Annotated in this window: 11 protein-coding genes; 6 read left to right on the top strand and 5 right to left on the bottom strand. The window is 59.8% G+C overall.

The annotated features are described in order from the left end of the window. Positions 1–118: 118 nt before the first annotated feature. Together CKW14_RS15135 and CKW14_RS15130 are read right to left on the bottom strand one after the other, a co-directional pair. Positions 119–1,027 (bottom strand): DMT family transporter, encoded by a 909-nt coding sequence (locus CKW14_RS15135; RefSeq protein WP_095049271.1) that lies wholly within the window; start codon positions 1,025–1,027, stop codon positions 119–121. Between the two features lie 85 nt (positions 1,028–1,112). Then, a complete protein-coding gene (locus tag CKW14_RS15130) occupies positions 1,113–2,738 on the bottom strand; it encodes a methyl-accepting chemotaxis protein (protein ID WP_095125563.1) in 1,626 nt (541 codons plus the stop codon). Positions 2,739–3,135: 397 nt separating this feature from the next. Here CKW14_RS15130 and aceK point away from each other — a divergent pair, with 397 nt between their 5' ends. The 5 genes from aceK (at position 3,136) to CKW14_RS15105 (ending at position 11,469) form a co-directional block, all read left to right on the top strand. Then, positions 3,136–4,857, top strand: coding sequence for a bifunctional isocitrate dehydrogenase kinase/phosphatase (gene aceK / locus CKW14_RS15125; protein ID WP_095125562.1), 1,722 nt, complete (start codon positions 3,136–3,138; stop codon positions 4,855–4,857). Positions 4,858–5,134: 277 nt separating this feature from the next. Next, positions 5,135–9,046, top strand: coding sequence for an ATP-dependent RNA helicase HrpA (hrpA, locus tag CKW14_RS15120; RefSeq protein WP_095125561.1), 3,912 nt, complete (start codon positions 5,135–5,137; stop codon positions 9,044–9,046). 319 nt (positions 9,047–9,365) lie between these two features. After that, a complete protein-coding gene (locus tag CKW14_RS15115) occupies positions 9,366–10,487 on the top strand; it encodes a beta-ketoacyl-ACP synthase III (RefSeq protein WP_095049275.1) in 1,122 nt (373 codons plus the stop codon). Between the two features lie 137 nt (positions 10,488–10,624). Then, positions 10,625–11,236: an RNA polymerase sigma factor gene (locus CKW14_RS15110; RefSeq protein ID WP_093438125.1), complete on the top strand. Its 612-nt coding sequence runs from the start codon at positions 10,625–10,627 to the stop codon at positions 11,234–11,236. Then, complete coding sequence (locus CKW14_RS15105; RefSeq protein ID WP_095049277.1) at positions 11,230–11,469, top strand: anti-sigma factor; 240 nt, start codon at positions 11,230–11,232, stop codon at positions 11,467–11,469. Before CKW14_RS15110 ends, CKW14_RS15105 begins: the two co-directional genes overlap by 7 nt. Before the next feature lie 191 nt (positions 11,470–11,660). On the opposite strand, the gene CKW14_RS15100 is transcribed toward CKW14_RS15105, so the two are convergent. Then, positions 11,661–12,983: a putative porin gene (locus CKW14_RS15100; RefSeq protein ID WP_007914428.1), complete on the bottom strand. Its 1,323-nt coding sequence runs from the start codon at positions 12,981–12,983 to the stop codon at positions 11,661–11,663. A gap of 282 nt (positions 12,984–13,265) precedes the next feature. On the opposite strand from CKW14_RS15100, the gene CKW14_RS15095 reads away from it, so the two are divergent. Beyond that, complete coding sequence (locus tag CKW14_RS15095; protein ID WP_095125560.1) at positions 13,266–14,390, top strand: GNAT family N-acetyltransferase; 1,125 nt, start codon at positions 13,266–13,268, stop codon at positions 14,388–14,390. A 60-nt stretch (positions 14,391–14,450) separates the two neighbouring features. Here the strand turns inward: CKW14_RS15095 and aqpZ are convergent, their stop codons facing one another. Next, positions 14,451–15,146, bottom strand: coding sequence for an aquaporin Z (gene aqpZ / locus CKW14_RS15090; RefSeq protein WP_095125559.1), 696 nt, complete (start codon positions 15,144–15,146; stop codon positions 14,451–14,453). A gap of 279 nt (positions 15,147–15,425) precedes the next feature. Next, the gene (locus CKW14_RS15085; RefSeq protein WP_093438109.1) at positions 15,426–17,258 is read right to left on the bottom strand and encodes an ABC transporter ATP-binding protein; all 1,833 of its coding nucleotides are present in this window, start codon (positions 17,256–17,258) and stop codon (positions 15,426–15,428) included. Positions 17,259–17,343 lie beyond the last annotated feature (85 nt).

Genomic DNA, 17,343 nt, shown 5'->3' with positions numbered 1-17,343 from the left:
GATCGTCAGGTGGCGGCTTTTAGGCCGCCGATCGCAAGCAGGCTCACTCCTACAGAGGAACGCATTCCAATTGTAGGAGTGAGCCTGCTCGCGATGGCCTTTTCGGCACCGCACAAATTTATCGGGCCGGCGCCTCAGCCGGTTTCACCACCGCCGGCTTCAACACCAGCCACAACGCCAACGCAATCAACACCCCGCCGTAGATATGCGCCATCGACAACGGCTCATCCAGCAGCAACGCCCCCCACAGCACGCCGAATGGCGGAATCATGAAGGTCACGGTCATCGACTTCACCGGCCCGATCGAACTGAGCAGGCGGAAGTAGATGATGTAGGCAAACGCCGTGCAGCCAAGACCCAGGCCCAACAGCGACAGCCAGACATTCCAGCCGCCCCAACTGGCCGGCGGTGCGGTGATCACGCTATATCCAAACAACGGCAACAGAAACAACGTCGCACCGAGCATGCTGCCCAGCGCCGACAGGCGACTGTCCAGACCACCAGCCTGATCCAGCCAGCGCCGTGCGAGGAAACCGGCAAAACCATAACAAGTGGTCGCCAGCAAACAGGCGAGGGCGCCCATCAACAATTGCAGATCGAACGCCACGGGACCGGCGCGGGTCAGCACGCCAACGCCGAACAAGCCGAGGAACACCCCGCCTAGTTTGGCTGCGGTGAGTTTTTCACTGAAGAACAACCCGCCAATCAGCACGCCCATGAGCGGCGTGGTGGCGTTGAAGATCGCCGAATAACCGGCCGGTAACACCTGGGCCGCGACCGAATACAGCGTCGCCGGAATCCCCGAGTTGATCACGCCCAGCAGCATCACGGTTTTCAGTTTGCCTTTGAAGTCCCAGCGCACGCGCATCAGCCCAAGGATCACCAGCAGGCCGACGGCCGCAATCGACACGCGAAAGAATCCGGTCGGGATCGTGCCGACCACCGGTGCAATAATGCGCATGAACAGAAAACTCGCGCCCCAGATGGCCGCCAGCGACAACATACGGAAAATATCGACAGGGCTCACGGCGGGTCTCCTTCCTTGATCGGGACGAGAGTGTTGCCGAGCGCCCTGCCGAAGGCAACCGCTAATCGGGCATGCAACTGTTCGTTCAGATCACAAAGCGTGTGACCAGGCCGTTCAAGTCGACGGCCAGACGCGACAGCTCCTGGCTTGCGGCCGAGGTCTGGGTGGCGCCAGCGGCGGTCTGGGTCGAGAGGTCGCGGATGGTCACCAGATTCTGATCGACTTCGCGAGCGACCAAGGCCTGTTGCTCGGCTGCACTGGCGATCACCAGATTGCGCTGGTTGATCTGCGAGATCGACGCGGTGATTTTCTCCAGCGCCTGACCTGCGCTGTTGGCCCGGCGCAGCGTCTGACCCGCCTGCTCGGCGCTGCTTTGCAATGCGCCCACGGTAGCGCCTGTGCCTTGCTGGATGCTGCTGATCATCAGCTCGATTTCCTCAGTGGAGTTCTGCGTGCGTTGTGCCAGCGAACGCACTTCATCGGCGACCACCGCAAAGCCGCGCCCGGCTTCACCGGCGCGGGCCGCTTCGATCGCCGCATTGAGCGCCAGCAGGTTGGTCTGTCCGGCAATCCCGCGAATCACTTCCAGCACTTTGCTGATGTCCTGTGCCTGCGTGGCCAGGCCTTCGGCTTGTTCGGAAGCACCGAGTACCGCATCGACCAGTTCCTGAATCGAACTGATGGTTTCGCTGACCTGCACATGGCCGTGCTTGCTGTCCTCGTTCGACGCGGCGGACGCCTCGGCGCTGGACACCGCGTTGGCCGCGACTTCGTCCACCGCGGTGCTCATCTCCGTGACTGCGGTGGCGGCTTGTTCGATCTGATCGTTCTGCTGTTGCAGGCCGCGAGTGCTTTGCTCCATCACCGAACTCATTTCCTCGGCCGCGGAAGCCAGTTGCTGTGCCGATTCGCTGATGCCGCGAATAGTCGAGCGCAGATTGCCCTGCATCTCGGCCAAGGCGTCGAGCAGATCTGCAGCCTCATCTTTACCAGTGCTGACGATCTGTCCGCTGAGATTACCGGCAGCAATGCGCCTTGCGACATTCAGCGCCTGATTGATCGGGGTGGTAATACTACGCGTCAACTGCCAGGCCAATAGCAGCGTGGCAATCAGGGCAACCACGATGATGGTCGCGACGATCCACAATGCCCGTAGATATATCGTTGCGGCGGCAGCGGCGGCGGTATTGGCGCCTTGCTGATTGAACGAGATCATCTGCTCCAGGGCCTTGTCGAGCAGCGTTCCCTGTGGCGCCAGTTCATTGTTAAGCTGCGTGTAGGCCTGTTCACTTTGCCCGGCGTCGATCTGGCCGATGATCTGTTCGAGGATGTTCATGTACTTGGCCGTGTTGGCATTCAAGCCGTCGAGCATCACTCGTTCTTCTTCGCTGGAGAGCAGGGTTTTGTGATCGGCGAGGCGTTTGAGCAATTCTTCGCGCTGCGCTTTGATGATGCCTTTGCTTCTGTCGCGCACGGCAGGTTGGGTGCTGGTGATCAGGCGCAACGATTCGAGGCGAATGCTGGCGATGTTCGCCGCCGCGACATGGATGTTCTCGATGCTTGGCATCCATGATTCTTCAATCACTGCTGCACTCTCGCGCAGGGTTTTCATCTGGCCCAGCCCGAACAGGCCGACCACCACCAGCAGACCGGCCAAAACGGCAAAGCTCAAACTGGCGCGCAAACCTATGCGCAGATTCCGGATAGACATCAGTGTGCTCCTTGATCTTTGAGGGGGGGAGGTCGTCCTCGTCAGCGAGGATCTTGTTATGAAGGGGGTAATGGCGGGCTGTATATCAAAGCGCCACTATTTTGGTAAGACCAATCTGGAAGCGTCGCTGTCGGTAAACGCCTGCGCAGCAAAGCAACGAGCTAGACGCGTCTGGTCAGTATTGGAGCCGAAACCCAGCGAATTCGCGGGCTGGCGCGGGGCGACATGAAGAACCGCTCAGGCGATTAACTGACCGAACGGTCGATTAAAAAAACTTTGCTGAAAACTGTGCCGTTGTACAACCCCGACGCAGAATTGGCCGAAATTGCACTTCACGCGCACACGCTTGCGTGGCTAAGCTCAGCACAGATTTCCCATGCACGCAGAGGTCTTATCTATGCCGCAGCAATGGCCCGCCACCGATATCGCCCGCATGATCCTCGATGGCTTTGACGATTACCGCGAGCATTTCCGGCGAATCACCGACGGCGCCCGGGAGCGTTTCGAGCAGGCGCGCTGGCAGGAGACGCAAACGGCGTCGGCGGCACGGATCAATCTCTACGAAGAAAAGGTCGGCGAAACCATCGCTCGCCTGCGCGAATACTTCGATGATGAAACGCTGATGAACGTCAGCTGCTGGCCGCTGGTGAAAAGTGCCTACATCAGCGTCATCGACCTGCGCTTCGATGATGAGTTGTCCGAGACCTGGTACAACTCGATTTTCTGCGGGCTGTTCAGCCACGACCTGATCAGCGACGGCTGCATGTTCATTCACACCACCCGCCCGAGCCTGCGCCGAGCCCGCGCCGCGCAAACCCGCACCTACAAACCGCAGGGGCAGTTGTCGGGGATGCTCGCGAGTATTTTTGCCGATTACCGTTTCAGCGAGGATTACGCCGATCTGCCGGGTGACCTACGCCGCCTCGAAGCGCAACTGCGCGAGAACCTGCCGGACTGGGTGTGCAAGGACCCGGAACTCAGCGTCGAGCTGTTTTCCTCGGTGCTGTACCGTAACAAGGGCGCGTATCTGGTCGGACGCATCTACACCCGCGACGAACAGTGGCCGCTGGTGATTCCGCTGCTGCACCGGGAAGGGCGCGGGATTCAGATCGACGCGTTGATCACCGACGAAGCTGATGTATCGATCATCTTCTCGTTCACCCGTTCGTATTTCATGGTCGATGTACCGGTGCCGGCGGAGTTCATCGGCTTCCTGCGACGCATTCTGCCGGGCAAGCACATTGCCGAGTTGTACACCTCAATCGGCTTCTACAAGCACGGCAAGTCCGAGTTTTACCGCGCGCTGATCAATCACCTGGCCAACACCGATGATCAGTTCATCATGGCGCCGGGCGTGCGCGGCATGGTCATGAGCGTGTTTACGCTGCCGGGCTTCAACACCGTGTTCAAGATCATCAAGGACCGTTTTTCGCCGTCGAAAAACGTCGACCGCGCCACGGTGATCGAGAAGTACCGACTGGTGAAAAGCGTCGACCGGGTAGGGCGCATGGCCGATACCCAGGAGTTCGCCGATTTCCGTTTTCCGTTGAGCAAGTTTGATCCGGCGTGCCTGGAGGAGCTGCTGGAGGTGGCGCCGTCGACGGTGTCGGTCGAGGGCGACACGGTGTTGATCCGTCACTGCTGGACCGAGCGGCGGATGACCCCGCTCAACCTCTATCTGGAAAACGCCAACGATGCGCAGGTGCGTGAGGCGCTGGAGGATTACGGCCTGGCGATCAAGCAACTGGCGGCGGCGAACATCTTTCCCGGTGACATGTTGCTGAAGAACTTCGGCGTCACTCGCCACGGGCGCGTGGTGTTCTACGACTACGACGAAATCTGCTTCCTGACCGAAGCCAACTTCCGCCACATCCCGCAACCGCGCACACCGGAGGATGAAATGGCGTCGGAGCCGTGGTATTCGATCGGGCCGCTGGATGTCTTTCCTGAGGAGTTTCCGCCGTTTCTGTTCGCCGATTCGGGGCAGCGCAAGTTGTTCGATCAGTTGCATGGCGAGCTGTATAACGCGGATTACTGGAAGAGCCTGCAAGAGGCGATTCGGGCGGGGAAGGTCATTGATGTTTTCCCGTATCGGCGCAAAGGCCTCGACAACGAGTAGCTCTTTTAAAAAAACACCCTCACCCCAGCCCTCCCCCGGAGCGAGAGGGGGCCTGCCGAGGTGCCTCAAGTCGAACGCCTACGTGAAAGGCCTTGGCGATTATGGAATCGGTAAATTTCTTTCAGGTCGATGGACCTCTGGAATATCCCCCAATCGGTCCCCTCTCCCTTTGGGAGAGGGCTAGGGTGAGGGCCGCAATCCCCCAGACACGCCACAAATCCGCCAAATCTGCGACAATCCGCCCCCTGCATAAATAGACGACCGAATTGCCTACCCGATGACCGACGAATCGCCCTCCATCGACAAACTGCTGAAGAACCTCGATCACGCCATGCTCGCCGACCGTCACCGGCTGCGGCGGCAGTTGCTTGAGCTGCGCAAGAAACCCGACGAGGCCAAACTGGCCCAGTGGGTGACGCGCATGCAGGCGTCCTGTGATCAGGTGCTGGCCCGCCGCGCTAGCCTGCCGGTGATTCGTTACGACGACAGTTTGCCGATTGCGGCCAAGCGCGACGAGATCAAGAAGGCGCTGGAAAAGCATCAAGTGCTGATCATCGCCGGCGAAACCGGCTCGGGTAAAACCACCCAGTTGCCAAAAATCTGTCTGGAAATCGGTCGCGGTCAGCACGGTCTGATCGGCCACACCCAACCGCGTCGAATCGCTGCGCGCAGCGTCGCCAGCCGGGTCGCCGAAGAACTCGCTACGCCGCTCGGTGCGCTGGTCGGCTATCAGGTGCGTTTCGAGGATCAAAGCGATTCCAACACCCTGATCAAGCTGATGACCGACGGTATTCTGCTGGCGGAAACCCAGAACGATCGCTACCTCGAACGCTACGACACGATCATCGTCGACGAAGCCCACGAACGCAGCCTCAACATCGACTTCCTGCTCGGCTACCTGAAAACCCTGCTGCCGCGTCGCCCGGACCTGAAAGTCATCATTACTTCGGCGACCATCGATCTGGAGCGCTTCTCCAAGCATTTCGATGATGCGCCGATTGTTGAAGTCTCCGGTCGTACCTTCCCGGTAGACACCTGGTATCGTCCGTTGACGCTGGAGCAGGACGAAGAGGGCAACCGCGTCGAAGACGACCTGACGGTGGATCAGGCGATTCTCGCGACCCTTGATGAAATCGCCGCTTACGAGCGCAGCGAGCGTCGCAGCCCCGGTGACGTGCTGGTGTTCCTGCCCGGCGAGCGCGAGATTCGCGACGCTGCCGACATGCTGCGCAAGGCGCAGATCAAACACACTGAAATCCTGCCGTTGTACGCGCGCTTGTCGCCGGCCGAACAACAGCGGATTTTCCAGTCGCACCCGGGCCGTCGCGTGGTGCTGGCAACCAACGTTGCCGAGACTTCGCTGACCGTGCCGGGCATCCGTTACGTGATCGACAGCGGCACCGCGCGCATCAGCCGCTACAGCTATCGCGCCAAGGTCCAGCGTCTGCCGATCGAAGCGATTTCCCAGGCCAGCGCCAACCAGCGTAAAGGTCGTTGCGGGCGGGTTGAGCCGGGCATTTGTATTCGGCTGTACAGCGAAGAAGATTTTAACGGGCGCCCGGAATTCACCGATCCAGAGATTCTGCGCACCAACCTCGCTGCCGTGATTCTGCAGATGCTGCATCTGCGTCTCGGCGAGATCACCGCGTTCCCGTTTATCGAGCCGCCGGATGGCAAGGCGATCAGCGACGGTTTCAACCTGCTGCAAGAACTCTCGGCGGTTGACCGCAACAGTCAGCTGACGCCGCTCGGTCGACAGTTGGCGCGTTTGCCGGTCGACCCGCGCATGGGCCGCATGCTGCTTGAAGCGGCCAAGCTCGGCAGTTTGCAGGAAGTGCTGATCGTCGCCAGTGCAATGTCGATTCAGGACCCGCGCGAGCGTCCGCCGGAGCGTCAGCAAGCTGCCGATCAGGCCCACGCGCAATGGAAAGACACCGACTCGGACTTCGCCGGTTTAGTGAATCTGTGGCGCGGTTTTGAAGAGCAGCGCCAGGCGCTGACTGCCAGTCCGTTGCGCAACTGGTGCCGGAAGAATTTCCTCAATTACCTGCGTCTGCGCGAGTGGCGCGACTCGCATCGGCAGTTGAGCCTGATCTGCCGCGACATGCAGCTGAGCCTCAACAAAGAGCCGGCGGATTACCCGAAACTGCACAAAGCGGTGCTGGTCGGCTTGCTCAGCCAGATCGGTCAGAAAACCGAGGATGGGGATTACCTCGGCGCGCGTCAGCGACGTTTCTGGATTCACCCGTCGTCGGGCATCGGCAAGAAGCGACCGCAATGGCTGATGACCGCTGAGCTGGTGGAAACCACCAAGCTTTATGCACGCATGGTCGCCAAGATCGACGCCGACTGGATCGAGCCGTTGGCCGGGCACCTGATCAAGAAAAACCACTTCGAACCGCATTGGGAAAAGAAGCGCGGCCAGGTCGTGGCCTACGAGCAGATCACTCTGTTCGGGCTGATCGTGGTCGGCCGCCGGCCGGTGCATTACGGCCCGGTGGATCCGGTGGTTTCTCGCGAATTGTTTATCCGTGAAGGTCTGGTGCGTGGCGAAATTCAATCGAAAGCCAAGTGCCTGACCGCCAACCAACAGTTGCTTGAACAGCTCGACGAACTGGAAGCAAAAGCCCGTCGTCGCGACATTCTCGCCGATGAAGAAACCCTGTACGCGTTCTACGACGCGCGGTTGCCGGCGGAGATTCACCATACCGCGACCTTCGACAGTTGGTACCGCATCAACAGCCAGAAGAATCCGCAGTTGTTGATCATGCGCGAAGAAGACGTGCTGGCCCGCGAAGCCAGTGAAGTCACCGCGCGGGATTACCCGGACACGCTGCACATCGGCGATCTGGAACTGGCGCTGACTTATCACTTCGAGCCCAATCATCCGCGCGACGGCGTGACTCTGCGCGTGCCGGCCCCGCTGTTGCCGATGCTGCCACCGGAACGCCTGGAATGGCTGGTGCCGGGGCTGATCGAGGCCAAGTGCATCGCCCTTGTGCGCAACCTGCCGAAGGCCCTGCGCAAGAACTTCGTGCCGGTGCCGGACTTCATCAAAGCTGCGCTGCAACGCATGACCTTTGCCGAGGGTTCGTTGCCGCAAGCGCTCGGTCGCGAACTGCTGCGCATGACTGGCGCGCGGGTCAGCGACGAGGCGTGGGCCGAAGCCGAGCAAGGCGTCGAGGGGCATCTGCGGATGAACCTGGAAATTGTCGACGGCCAAGGCAAATTCCTCGGCGAAGGTCGCGATCTGGCCGAGCTGACCGCACGGTTTGCCGAAGCCAGTCAGGCCGCGCTGGCGGTGCCGCAGAGTGCGAAAAGTCAGCAACCGGTGGAGGCCAAGGTCTTCGCCCCGGTGGCAGAAAAGACTCAACAGAAGATCGCCGGGCTGTCGATGACGGTATATCCGGCGCTGGTTGAAGAGGGCGGCACGGTCAAGGAGGGGCGCTTCTCGACCCCGGCCGAAGCCGAATTCCAGCATCGTCGCGCCTTGCAGCGGTTGTTGATGCAGCAACTTGCGGAACCGGCCAAGTTCCTGCGTGGCAAGTTGCCGGGGCAGACTGAGCTGGGCCTGCTCTATCGCGAGTTGGGCCGGGTTGATGCGCTGGTCGAAGACATTCTGCTGGCGAGCCTCGACAGCTGCATTCTCGAAGGCGAAGACCCGTTGCCCCGCGACGGCGCTGGTTTGGCGGCACTGGCCGAGCGTAAACGCGGCAACTGGACCGAGCACGCCGAGCGCGTGGCCCGGTTGACCCTGGAGATTCTCAAGCTCTGGCACGGCCTGCAAAAGCGCTTCAAGGGCAAGATCGATCTGGCCCAGGCCGTGGCGCTCAATGACATCAAGCAGCAAATCAACAATCTGGTGTATCCGGGGTTTGTCCGCGAAACGCCGATGCAGTGGCTTAAGGATTTGCCGCGTTACCTGAAAGCGGTCGAGCAGCGTTTCGAAAAGCTCGGCGCGCAGGTGCAGAAGGATCGGGTCTGGAGCGGCGAACTTGCCGGCCTCTGGGGGCAATACCAGACCCGCGCGGCGAAACATGCCCAGGAAGGCAAACGCGATCCGCAGCTTGAGCTGTATCGCTGGTGGCTGGAGGAATACCGGGTGTCGCTGTTCGCCCAGCAGTTGGGGACGAAAGTTCCGATCTCCGACAAACGCCTGAACAAGCAGTGGAGCCAGGTCGAACCGTAACGCTGATCGTTCCCTCGCTCTGCGTGGGAATGCCTCTGGGGACGCTCCGCGTCCAGTGACGCGGAGCGTCACCGGCTGCATTCCCACGCAGGAGCGTGGGAACGATCATCCGTGTTGATCTTGAGAAAGGCGCCAAAACCCCGCGTTTATGGCAAACTTCGCGACCATAAACGCCGGTTTCGCGACCCAGAGCCTTCGGCCGGTTCGCGCGACGGAATAAAGCGATGCCAGGTTTGCGTCCCCCGGATGGGAATAGACCCTTTGTGTGTTGGTACGACGGTTCCAGCACTTTCTGCCTGAACAGATTAGAGAAACGACCATGCATAACGTCGTCATCAGCGGCACCGGCCTGTACACCCCGGCCAACAGCATCTCCAATGAAGAGCTGGTGCAGTCTTTCAATACCTACGTCGCCCAGTTCAACGCCGACAACGCCGAGGCCATTGCCAGCGGCGAGGTCCAGGCCCTGACCGAATCCAGCGCCGCGTTCATCGAAAAAGCTTCAGGCATCAAGAGCCGCTTTGTCATGGACAAGGACGGCATCCTCGATCCGCAACGCATGGCCCCGCGTCTGCCGGAGCGTTCCAACGACGAATGGTCGGTGCTTTGCCAGATGGCCATCGGCGCTGCCGAACAGGCCCTGCAACGTGCCGGCAAAACTGCTGCCGACATCGACGGCGTCATCGTTGCCTGTTCCAACCTGCAGCGCGCCTACCCGGCCATCGCCATCGAAGTCCAGGAAGCTCTGGGCATTCAGGGTTTCGGTTTCGACATGAACGTGGCCTGTTCCTCGGCGACTTTCGGCATCCAGGCTGCTGCCAACAGCGTGCAGCTGGGCCAGGCCCGGGCGATCCTGATGGTCAACCCGGAAGTCTGCACCGGTCACCTGAACTTCCGTGACCGCGACAGCCACTTCATCTTTGGCGATGCCGCGACTGCAGTGATCATCGAGCGCGCTGAGACCGCGACGTCCAAACACCAGTTCGACGTGGTCAGCACCAAGCTGCTGACCAAGTTCTCCAACAACATCCGCAACAATTTCGGTTTCCTCAACCGCGCGGCGGAAGAGGGCATTGGTGCCCGCGACAAACTGTTCGTGCAGGAAGGCCGCAAGGTGTTCAAGGATGTCTGCCCGATGGTTGCCGAGCTGATCGGCGAACATCTGCAAGAGAACCAGCTTAACGTCGGCGACGTGAAGCGCTTCTGGCTGCACCAGGCCAACTTGAGCATGAACCACCTGATCGTGCGCAAGTTGCTGGGTCGCGAAGCCACTGAAGAAGAAGCCCCGGTGATTCTCGACACCTACGCCAACACCAGCTCGGCGGGTTCGGTGATTGCTTTCCACAAGTATCAGGATGATCTGGCTGCCGGTTCGCTGGCGGTGTTGAGTTCGTTCGGTGCAGGCTATTCGATCGGTAGCGTGATTCTGCGCAAGCGTTGAAAATCGGTTTAATTTCCTCCTAATCGCGCCGACCTTTCCTACATCCGAATCGGCTCAAACGCTGTAATTTTTCGGAAATGGCGGCAGGTGAAGACCTGCCGCTATCATTTTCGGAATCGGCACAAGGAGATTTTTGGATGGCGGCTGACGACACCCAACTGCTTGCGCGCCTGCTGGCGGGTGAGCAAAAGGCTTTCAAGGAACTGGTGACGACGTATCAGAGCGCTATGCGCGCCGTGGCGTATGCGATTGTCGGCCAGCGTCATGTCGAAGAAGTGGTGCAGGATGCCTGGCTATCGGTGGTGCGCCACATCGCCAGTTTCGAAGGTCGCTCCAGTCTCAAGACCTGGCTGCTGACCATCACGGCCAACTCGGCCAAAAGCCGTTATAAACAAAATCGCCGGGAAGTGTTGATGGATGATCTGCCGTCACCCCATGGCACGATCGACGATGACCGCTTTTCTCCCGGTGACGGCCATTGGCTGGTTGCCCCGTTCGCCTGGCATCAGGACACCCCGGAAGCCTTGCTGACCGAAGGTGAATTGCGTGACTGTCTGGAGCACACCCTGCTGAACCTGTCGGAACTGCAAAGCAGCGTTTTGTTGTTGCGCGAACGCCAGGGGCTGGAGCTGGAGGAGATCTGTAATCTTCTGGAGATCTCGCTCTCCAATGTCCGTGTGCTGCTGCATCGTGCGCGGCTGAAAGTCTTCGCGACCGTGGAGCATTTTGAGGAGACCGGAGAATGCTGACCTGTAAGGAACAAGTGGCGCGCTCCAGCGATTATCTCGATGGCCAATTGAGCTTTCGCGAAAAGCTGATGGTGCGTCATCATCTGATGTTCTGCCCGAACTGTCGGCGTTTCATTCGCCAGATGCGTTTGATGCAAGCGACCTTGAAGGCGATGCCGGAACCACCGCTGGAAGGCGTCGAAGAACTGGCCGAACGCCTGGCCGAGCAACGACGAAAAGATAACCCCCTGTAGGAGCTGTCGAGTGAAACGAGGCTGCGATCTTTTGATCTTGTTTTCAAGATCAAAAGATCGTCCGATCGCGGCCCGAGCCTTCGGCAGCTCCTACATGGGGTTTTTGCATCCTGCAGAAATAACCCAGTGCGGGTGAAACGAACGGATGATGGGGATCGTCCCGCCCGCACAGGGCTATAGGGTGAAGCGTTTTAGAACTTGGCTTCCGCGTCCAGCTGCAAGGTGTTGGCGTCAGCGTCACGCTGGGTACGGCTGGCGAAGTCAGCCTTGGTCAGGAAGTACGTGGCACCGATGGCGAAGTTCTTGTCGATGTCGTAACCGACCTTGAACTTGTGACCGCGCGAACCAGTGGTGCCGTTGGCGAAGTCGGAGTCGGTAAAGGCGCCGACCACAGCGTTGCGCTGCACGTCGCGGTAGTTGTAATCGAGGTTCAGGCCGAAGACTTTCGACTTGGCACCCAACAGCCACGCAGTGTCCTGATCGGTCACGGCATCGTTGTTCTTCACGTACTGACCGTAGAACGACAGTGGCATTGGCAGACCGCCGATGTCGACCTGGCTGAACCCTTCATACAGACGGAATTCGTTGTTGGCCGAGTTGCCATTGACTGCCAGGGCGCACGGTGTGGACGTGCCGGTGCAGCGGCTGTCTTCGTCGTTCTGGTAGGCGTAGACACTACCGCCCAGAGTCACTTTCAAGTTGTCGGTGATGTTGAAGCGGCTACCCAACTGGCCGGCGGTCAGACGCAGGTCGTGACGGAATTGCACGCCATCGCCGTCAACGTTGTCCTTAAGGTTGTAGTTACCCAGGCTGCCGAACAGTTCGGCGCTGCTGCCCAACGGGTATTTGTAGGTAACGGCCAGACCTTCCGGGTTGATGTCGCTATCCCAGATCACGTCGCCCATGCTGACCCACGGCTGGAGCATCTTGCCGCCGATGATGTGCAGGTTCTTGATCTGGTCAGGGTGGTAGTCGATGTAGCCCAGATCCAGCCAGATCTGCTTCTTGTCGAAGTAGTTGTCCTGGTCCTGGTTGGTCGAACGGGCATCATCGCCGCCGCCGGTGGCGATACGGATACCGGTGTCGACTTGCGGGTTGATCTCGGTGTAGGCACCCAGACGGGCACGAATGCGCTGACGGTCCTTGTCGCGGCCACCGTTGTTCGGCTCGCCGTCGATCTTGATGGTTTCCTGACGGATACGCACATCGCCCTTGAACTGGGTCTTGGCCGCCCAGGCGAGTTTCTGGTCGAAGACGCTTTGTTCGTTGGTTTTCTTCGCAACAGCGGCGACTTGTTCGTTGGTCTCTTGCTGCGCCTGCTGCGCGATTTGCTGAGCCTTCTGATCCTTGGCCAGCTCAGTTTGCAGTTCGATGTACTGCGCCTGGGAAATGGAACCGTTAGCCTTGAGCATATCGAGCAGTTTGGCGTCGACTGCAGCACTGGCCGGAACACTCATGGCCAGCAACAAGCCACCGCACAGGGCCGCCGCAGTTTTCGTGGAAGCAAGACGCATAGCAATCTCCGAAGATGAGAGGGGATGGCACAACCATCCGGGGCACAACCGACGATTCGAACGTCGGAAAACAGTGTCCGGGTAGAACCCGGCGCTCTAAAAACAGGCGCCAGTATCGCGATGGTTTATGACAGAGCAGTGGCACAGTGATGGCAGGTTGATGACGATATCGATTTGGCCTGAACTATTGATCTAGAGCGCTGTCGGCCGATTGCGGGTGTGCAATGGCGCGCAATCGGCGATACTCGCCGGGCGCTGAAGTCCTGTTGTGGAGAGCTGTCGATGCCGTTGCAATGCCTGCAAAACCTGTCGCAAATCGCTCCGGCAACCTGGGATGCGCTGGTGCCTGAAAGCCAGCCATTTCTGCGCCACGCTTTTCTCAGTGCACTGGAAGACAGTGGCAGCGTTGGCCCTCATACCGGCTGGCAACCTGAGCATTTGCTGCATATTGAAGATGATCGACTGATCGCCGCACTACCCAGTTATCGCAAGTGGCATTCCTACGGCGAGTACGTGTTCGATCACGGCTGGGCCGACGCCTGCGCCCGCGCCGGCATCGATTACTACCCCAAGCTTTTGACCGCCGTGCCATTCAGTCCGGTGAGCGGCCCGCGCTTGTTGGCGGCCAATGTCGAAGACGGTTTCGAGCTGCTCAAGAGCCTGCCCGGTTACCTGGAAATCGAAGGGCTTTCCAGCGCGCACATCAATTTCACTGACCCGTTTACCGACGCGGCGATGGCCGAACAACCGGGTTGGCTGCAACGCATTGGCTGTCAGTATCACTGGCAGAATCGCGGGTATCGCGACTTTCAGGATTTCCTCGACGTACTCAGTTCGCGCAAGCGCAAACAGATGCGCAAGGAGCGCGAGCAAGTGGCGGGGCAGGGTTTTGAATTTGAATGGCGGGAGGGGCGCGAGCTGGACGAGGCGCAGTGGGATTTTGTCTATGCCTGTTACGCCAACACCTATGCGGTGCGGCGCCAGACGCCGTATCTGACGCGGGAGTTTTTCAGTCTGCTGGCCGAGCGTATGCCCGAGGCGATCCGCGTGGTACTGGCCAAACAAGGCTCACGGCCGGTGGCGATGGCCTTCAGTCTGGTGGGGGGCGACAGTTTCTACGGACGCTATTGGGGCTGTCTGGCGGAGTTTGATCGGCTGCACTTTGAGACGTGTTTTTACCAGGGCATGGATTATGCGATCGCGCAGGGTTATCAGCGTTTCGATGCTGGCGCTCAGGGCGAGCACAAGTTGATTCGTGGCTTCGAGCCGGTGATCACCCATTCGTGGCATTACCTGCGGCACCCAGGTCTGAACGCGGCGGTGAAGGATTTCCTGCATCAGGAACGCGCCGGCGTCCTCACCTACGCCGAAGAAGCCAGAACAGCCTTGCCCTACCGCCAGACATAGATCCCCTGTAGGAGCTGCCGAAGGCTCGGGCCGCTCCTACAAGGGGATCTCAGGCACCCCTCAGGTTTCCTCTTTGCCCAACCAGCGATAGATCCCGCCACCGACCACCGCGCCAATCAACGGCGCGACCCAGAACATCCACAACTGCGCAATCGCCCAGCCGCCGACCATCAATGCCGGCCCGGTGCTACGAGCCGGGTTCACCGAGGTGTTGGTGACGGGAATCGAGATCAGGTGAATCAGCGTCAGGCCCAGGCCGATGGCGATCGGTGCCAGCCCCGGTGGTGCGCGTCTATCGGTCGCGCCCAGAATGATGATCACGAACATCGCCGTCATCACCAGCTCGGTCACAAACCCTGCCGCCATGGAATACTTCCCCGGCGAATGCTCGCCATAACCATTGGATGCGAGGCCGGCGGCGATATCGAAACCCTCCTTGCCGCTGGCAATGTGCGCAATCAGCGACGCCGCGAGAATCGCGCCGAGCACCTGCGCGATGATGTAGGCGGGCAACTCTTTGCCCGGAAACCGACCGCCGACGAACAGACCGACCGACACGGCCGGGTTTAGGTGACATCCGCTGATGTGACCGATGGCGAATGCCATGGTCAGCACCGTCAGACCAAACGCCAGGGCCACCCCCAGCACCCCGATTCCCAACGGTGAAGACGCGGCGATCACCGCGCTGCCGCAACCACCCAATACTAACCAGAACGTACCCAATAACTCAGTGACTGAACGTTTGAACAGAGACATGAGAGGCGTCCTTGATAGCCCTGCTATCGAGACTGCATCGAGTTGTGCATCCCTGCAGATTTACGACAGGTTTCGTGCCGAAACCTTGGCTGAGTACAGCAGGCTTTCTGCGGATTTCCAGCGGCCACAAAAAACCGCCAGCGCCCGTGGTTGGCGGGCTGTGGCGGTGATCGTTCCCACGCTCTGCGTGGGAACGCCTCAAGGGACGCTCTGCGTCCAGTGACGCGGAGCGTCACGGGCTGCATTCCCACGCAGAGCGTGGGAACAATCATGGGAAGGTCAATCGATGCCGACAAACCCTCCGGTCTGGTGCGCCCAAAGTCGTGCATACAAACCGCGATGGGCCAACAGCTCGGCATGGGTGCCGCTCTCGGCAATCTTGCCGTTCTCCAGCACCACCAGGCGATCCATACGGGCAATGGTCGAGAGTCGGTGCGCAATCGCGATCACGGTTTTGCCCTGCATCAACGTTTCCAGGCTTTCCTGAATCGCCGCCTCGACTTCCGAATCCAGCGCCGAGGTCGCTTCGTCCATGATCAAAATCGGCGCGTCCTTGAGCAGCACCCGCGCAATCGCAATGCGTTGACGCTGACCACCGGACAATTTCACCCCACGCTCACCGACATGCGCATCGAAACCCGTGCGACCTTCAGCGTCCGACAACAGCGGAATGAACTCATCGGCGCGCGCCTTGTGCACCGCGTCCCACAGTTCTGCGTCGGTCGCATCCGGTTTGCCGTACAGCAAGTTGTCGCGGATCGAACGGTGCAGCAGCGAGGTGTCCTGGGTGATCATGCCGATCCGTGCACGCAGGCTTTCCTGACCGACTTCGGCGATGTTCTGGCCATCAATCAAAATCCGCCCACCCTCGACGTCGTACAGGCGCAGCAATAGATTGACCAGCGTCGATTTGCCAGCGCCGGACGGCCCGATCAAACCGATTTTCTCACCCGGTTTGATGTTCAGATTGAGATCGCCGATGATCCCGCGCTTCTTGCCGTAGTGAAAATCCACGTGCTCGAAACGCACTTCGCCACGGGCCACTTCCAGCGGTTTGGCCTGCTCGTGATCGGTGACGCTGACCGGTTGCGAAATGGTCTGTAAGCCGTCCTGGACCATGCCGATGTTTTCGAAAATGCCGGTGACCACCCACATGATCCAGCCGGACATGTTGACGATGCGAATCACCAGACCGGTTGCCAGGGCAATCGCCCCGACAGTGATCAGCGATTGCGTCCACAGCCACAAGGCCAGGCCTGTGGTGCCGACGATCAACAGGCCGTTCATGGTGGTAATGGCGATGTCCATGCTGGTCACAACGCGGCCCGCCAGTTGGGCTTTTTCGGTTTGTTCTTCGATTGCTTCGCGGGCGTATTGCTGCTCGTAATTGGTATGGGCGAACAGCTTCAGGGTGGCGATATTGGTGTAACCATCGACGATCCGCCCCATCAGTTTGGAGCGTGCATCGGAGGACACCACCGAGCGTTCCTTGACCCGCGGCACGAAGTAACAGAGCGCGCCAATGTAAGCGGCGATCCACGTCAGCAACGGAATCATCAGGCGCCAGTCCGCCTCGGCGAACAGCACCAGCGAGCTGATCGCGTAGATCAGCACATGCCACAACGCATCCACTGCTTGCACCGCAGAGTCACGTAGCGAGTTGCCCGTCTGCATGATGCGTTGGGCGATACGACCAGCGAAGTCATTCTGGAAAAAGTTAAGGCTCTGCTTGAGCACGTAGCTGTGGTTCTGCCAGCGGATCATGCTGGTCATGCTCGGGCTCAGGGTCTGGTGCACCAGCAGGTCGTGCAAGCCGACAAAGACCGGGCGCAAGATCAGCGCGACCACGGCCATCCAGGCCAATTCCAGGCCATGCTCCTGAAAGAAATTCGGATTCGGTGCACCTTGGGCGAGGTCAATGATGCGACTGAGGTAGCTGAACAACGCCACTTCGATCAAGGCGCCGAACAGTCCGACGGTGAGCAGGGCGGCAAAACTCGGCCAGACCTGCTTCAGGTAATAGGTGTAGAAGGGCAGCACGCGATCCGGCGGGGATGCCGTGGGGGCGTCGCGGAACACGTCGATCAGTTGTTCGAAACGGCGATAGAGCATCAGATAACCGCCCGGAGCACGGGCTCTCCTTTTATCGGTGTGAGCGGCGCGGGATCAGGCCAGCGCCGCTCGATACGCCCTGTAC

Origin of the sequence: Pseudomonas sp. Irchel s3a12 (assembly GCF_900187485.1) — a bacterium.
In the GTDB taxonomy this organism is placed as follows: Bacteria; Pseudomonadota; Gammaproteobacteria; order Pseudomonadales; family Pseudomonadaceae; genus Aquipseudomonas; species Aquipseudomonas neuropathica.
Note: the sequence above shows the minus strand (reverse complement) of the source record. Positions and strands in the feature narration are given on the sequence as shown.

What these genes read in the sequence shown, in the direction of transcription:
- CKW14_RS15130 (WP_095125563.1), bottom strand. Translation starts at nt 2,738, where the DNA reads ATGTCTATCCGGAATCTGCGCATAGGTTTGCGCGCCAGTTTGAGCTTT.
- aceK (WP_095125562.1), top strand. Translation starts at nt 3,136, where the DNA reads ATGCCGCAGCAATGGCCCGCCACCGATATCGCCCGCATGATCCTCGAT.
- hrpA (WP_095125561.1), top strand. Translation starts at nt 5,135, where the DNA reads ATGACCGACGAATCGCCCTCCATCGACAAACTGCTGAAGAACCTCGAT.
- CKW14_RS15115 (WP_095049275.1), top strand. Translation starts at nt 9,366, where the DNA reads ATGCATAACGTCGTCATCAGCGGCACCGGCCTGTACACCCCGGCCAAC.
- CKW14_RS15110 (WP_093438125.1), top strand. Translation starts at nt 10,625, where the DNA reads ATGGCGGCTGACGACACCCAACTGCTTGCGCGCCTGCTGGCGGGTGAG.
- CKW14_RS15105 (WP_095049277.1), top strand. Translation starts at nt 11,230, where the DNA reads ATGCTGACCTGTAAGGAACAAGTGGCGCGCTCCAGCGATTATCTCGAT.
- CKW14_RS15100 (WP_007914428.1), bottom strand. Translation starts at nt 12,983, where the DNA reads ATGCGTCTTGCTTCCACGAAAACTGCGGCGGCCCTGTGCGGTGGCTTG.
- CKW14_RS15095 (WP_095125560.1), top strand. Translation starts at nt 13,266, where the DNA reads ATGCCGTTGCAATGCCTGCAAAACCTGTCGCAAATCGCTCCGGCAACC.
- aqpZ (WP_095125559.1), bottom strand. Translation starts at nt 15,146, where the DNA reads ATGTCTCTGTTCAAACGTTCAGTCACTGAGTTATTGGGTACGTTCTGG.
- CKW14_RS15085 (WP_093438109.1), bottom strand. Translation starts at nt 17,258, where the DNA reads ATGCTCTATCGCCGTTTCGAACAACTGATCGACGTGTTCCGCGACGCC.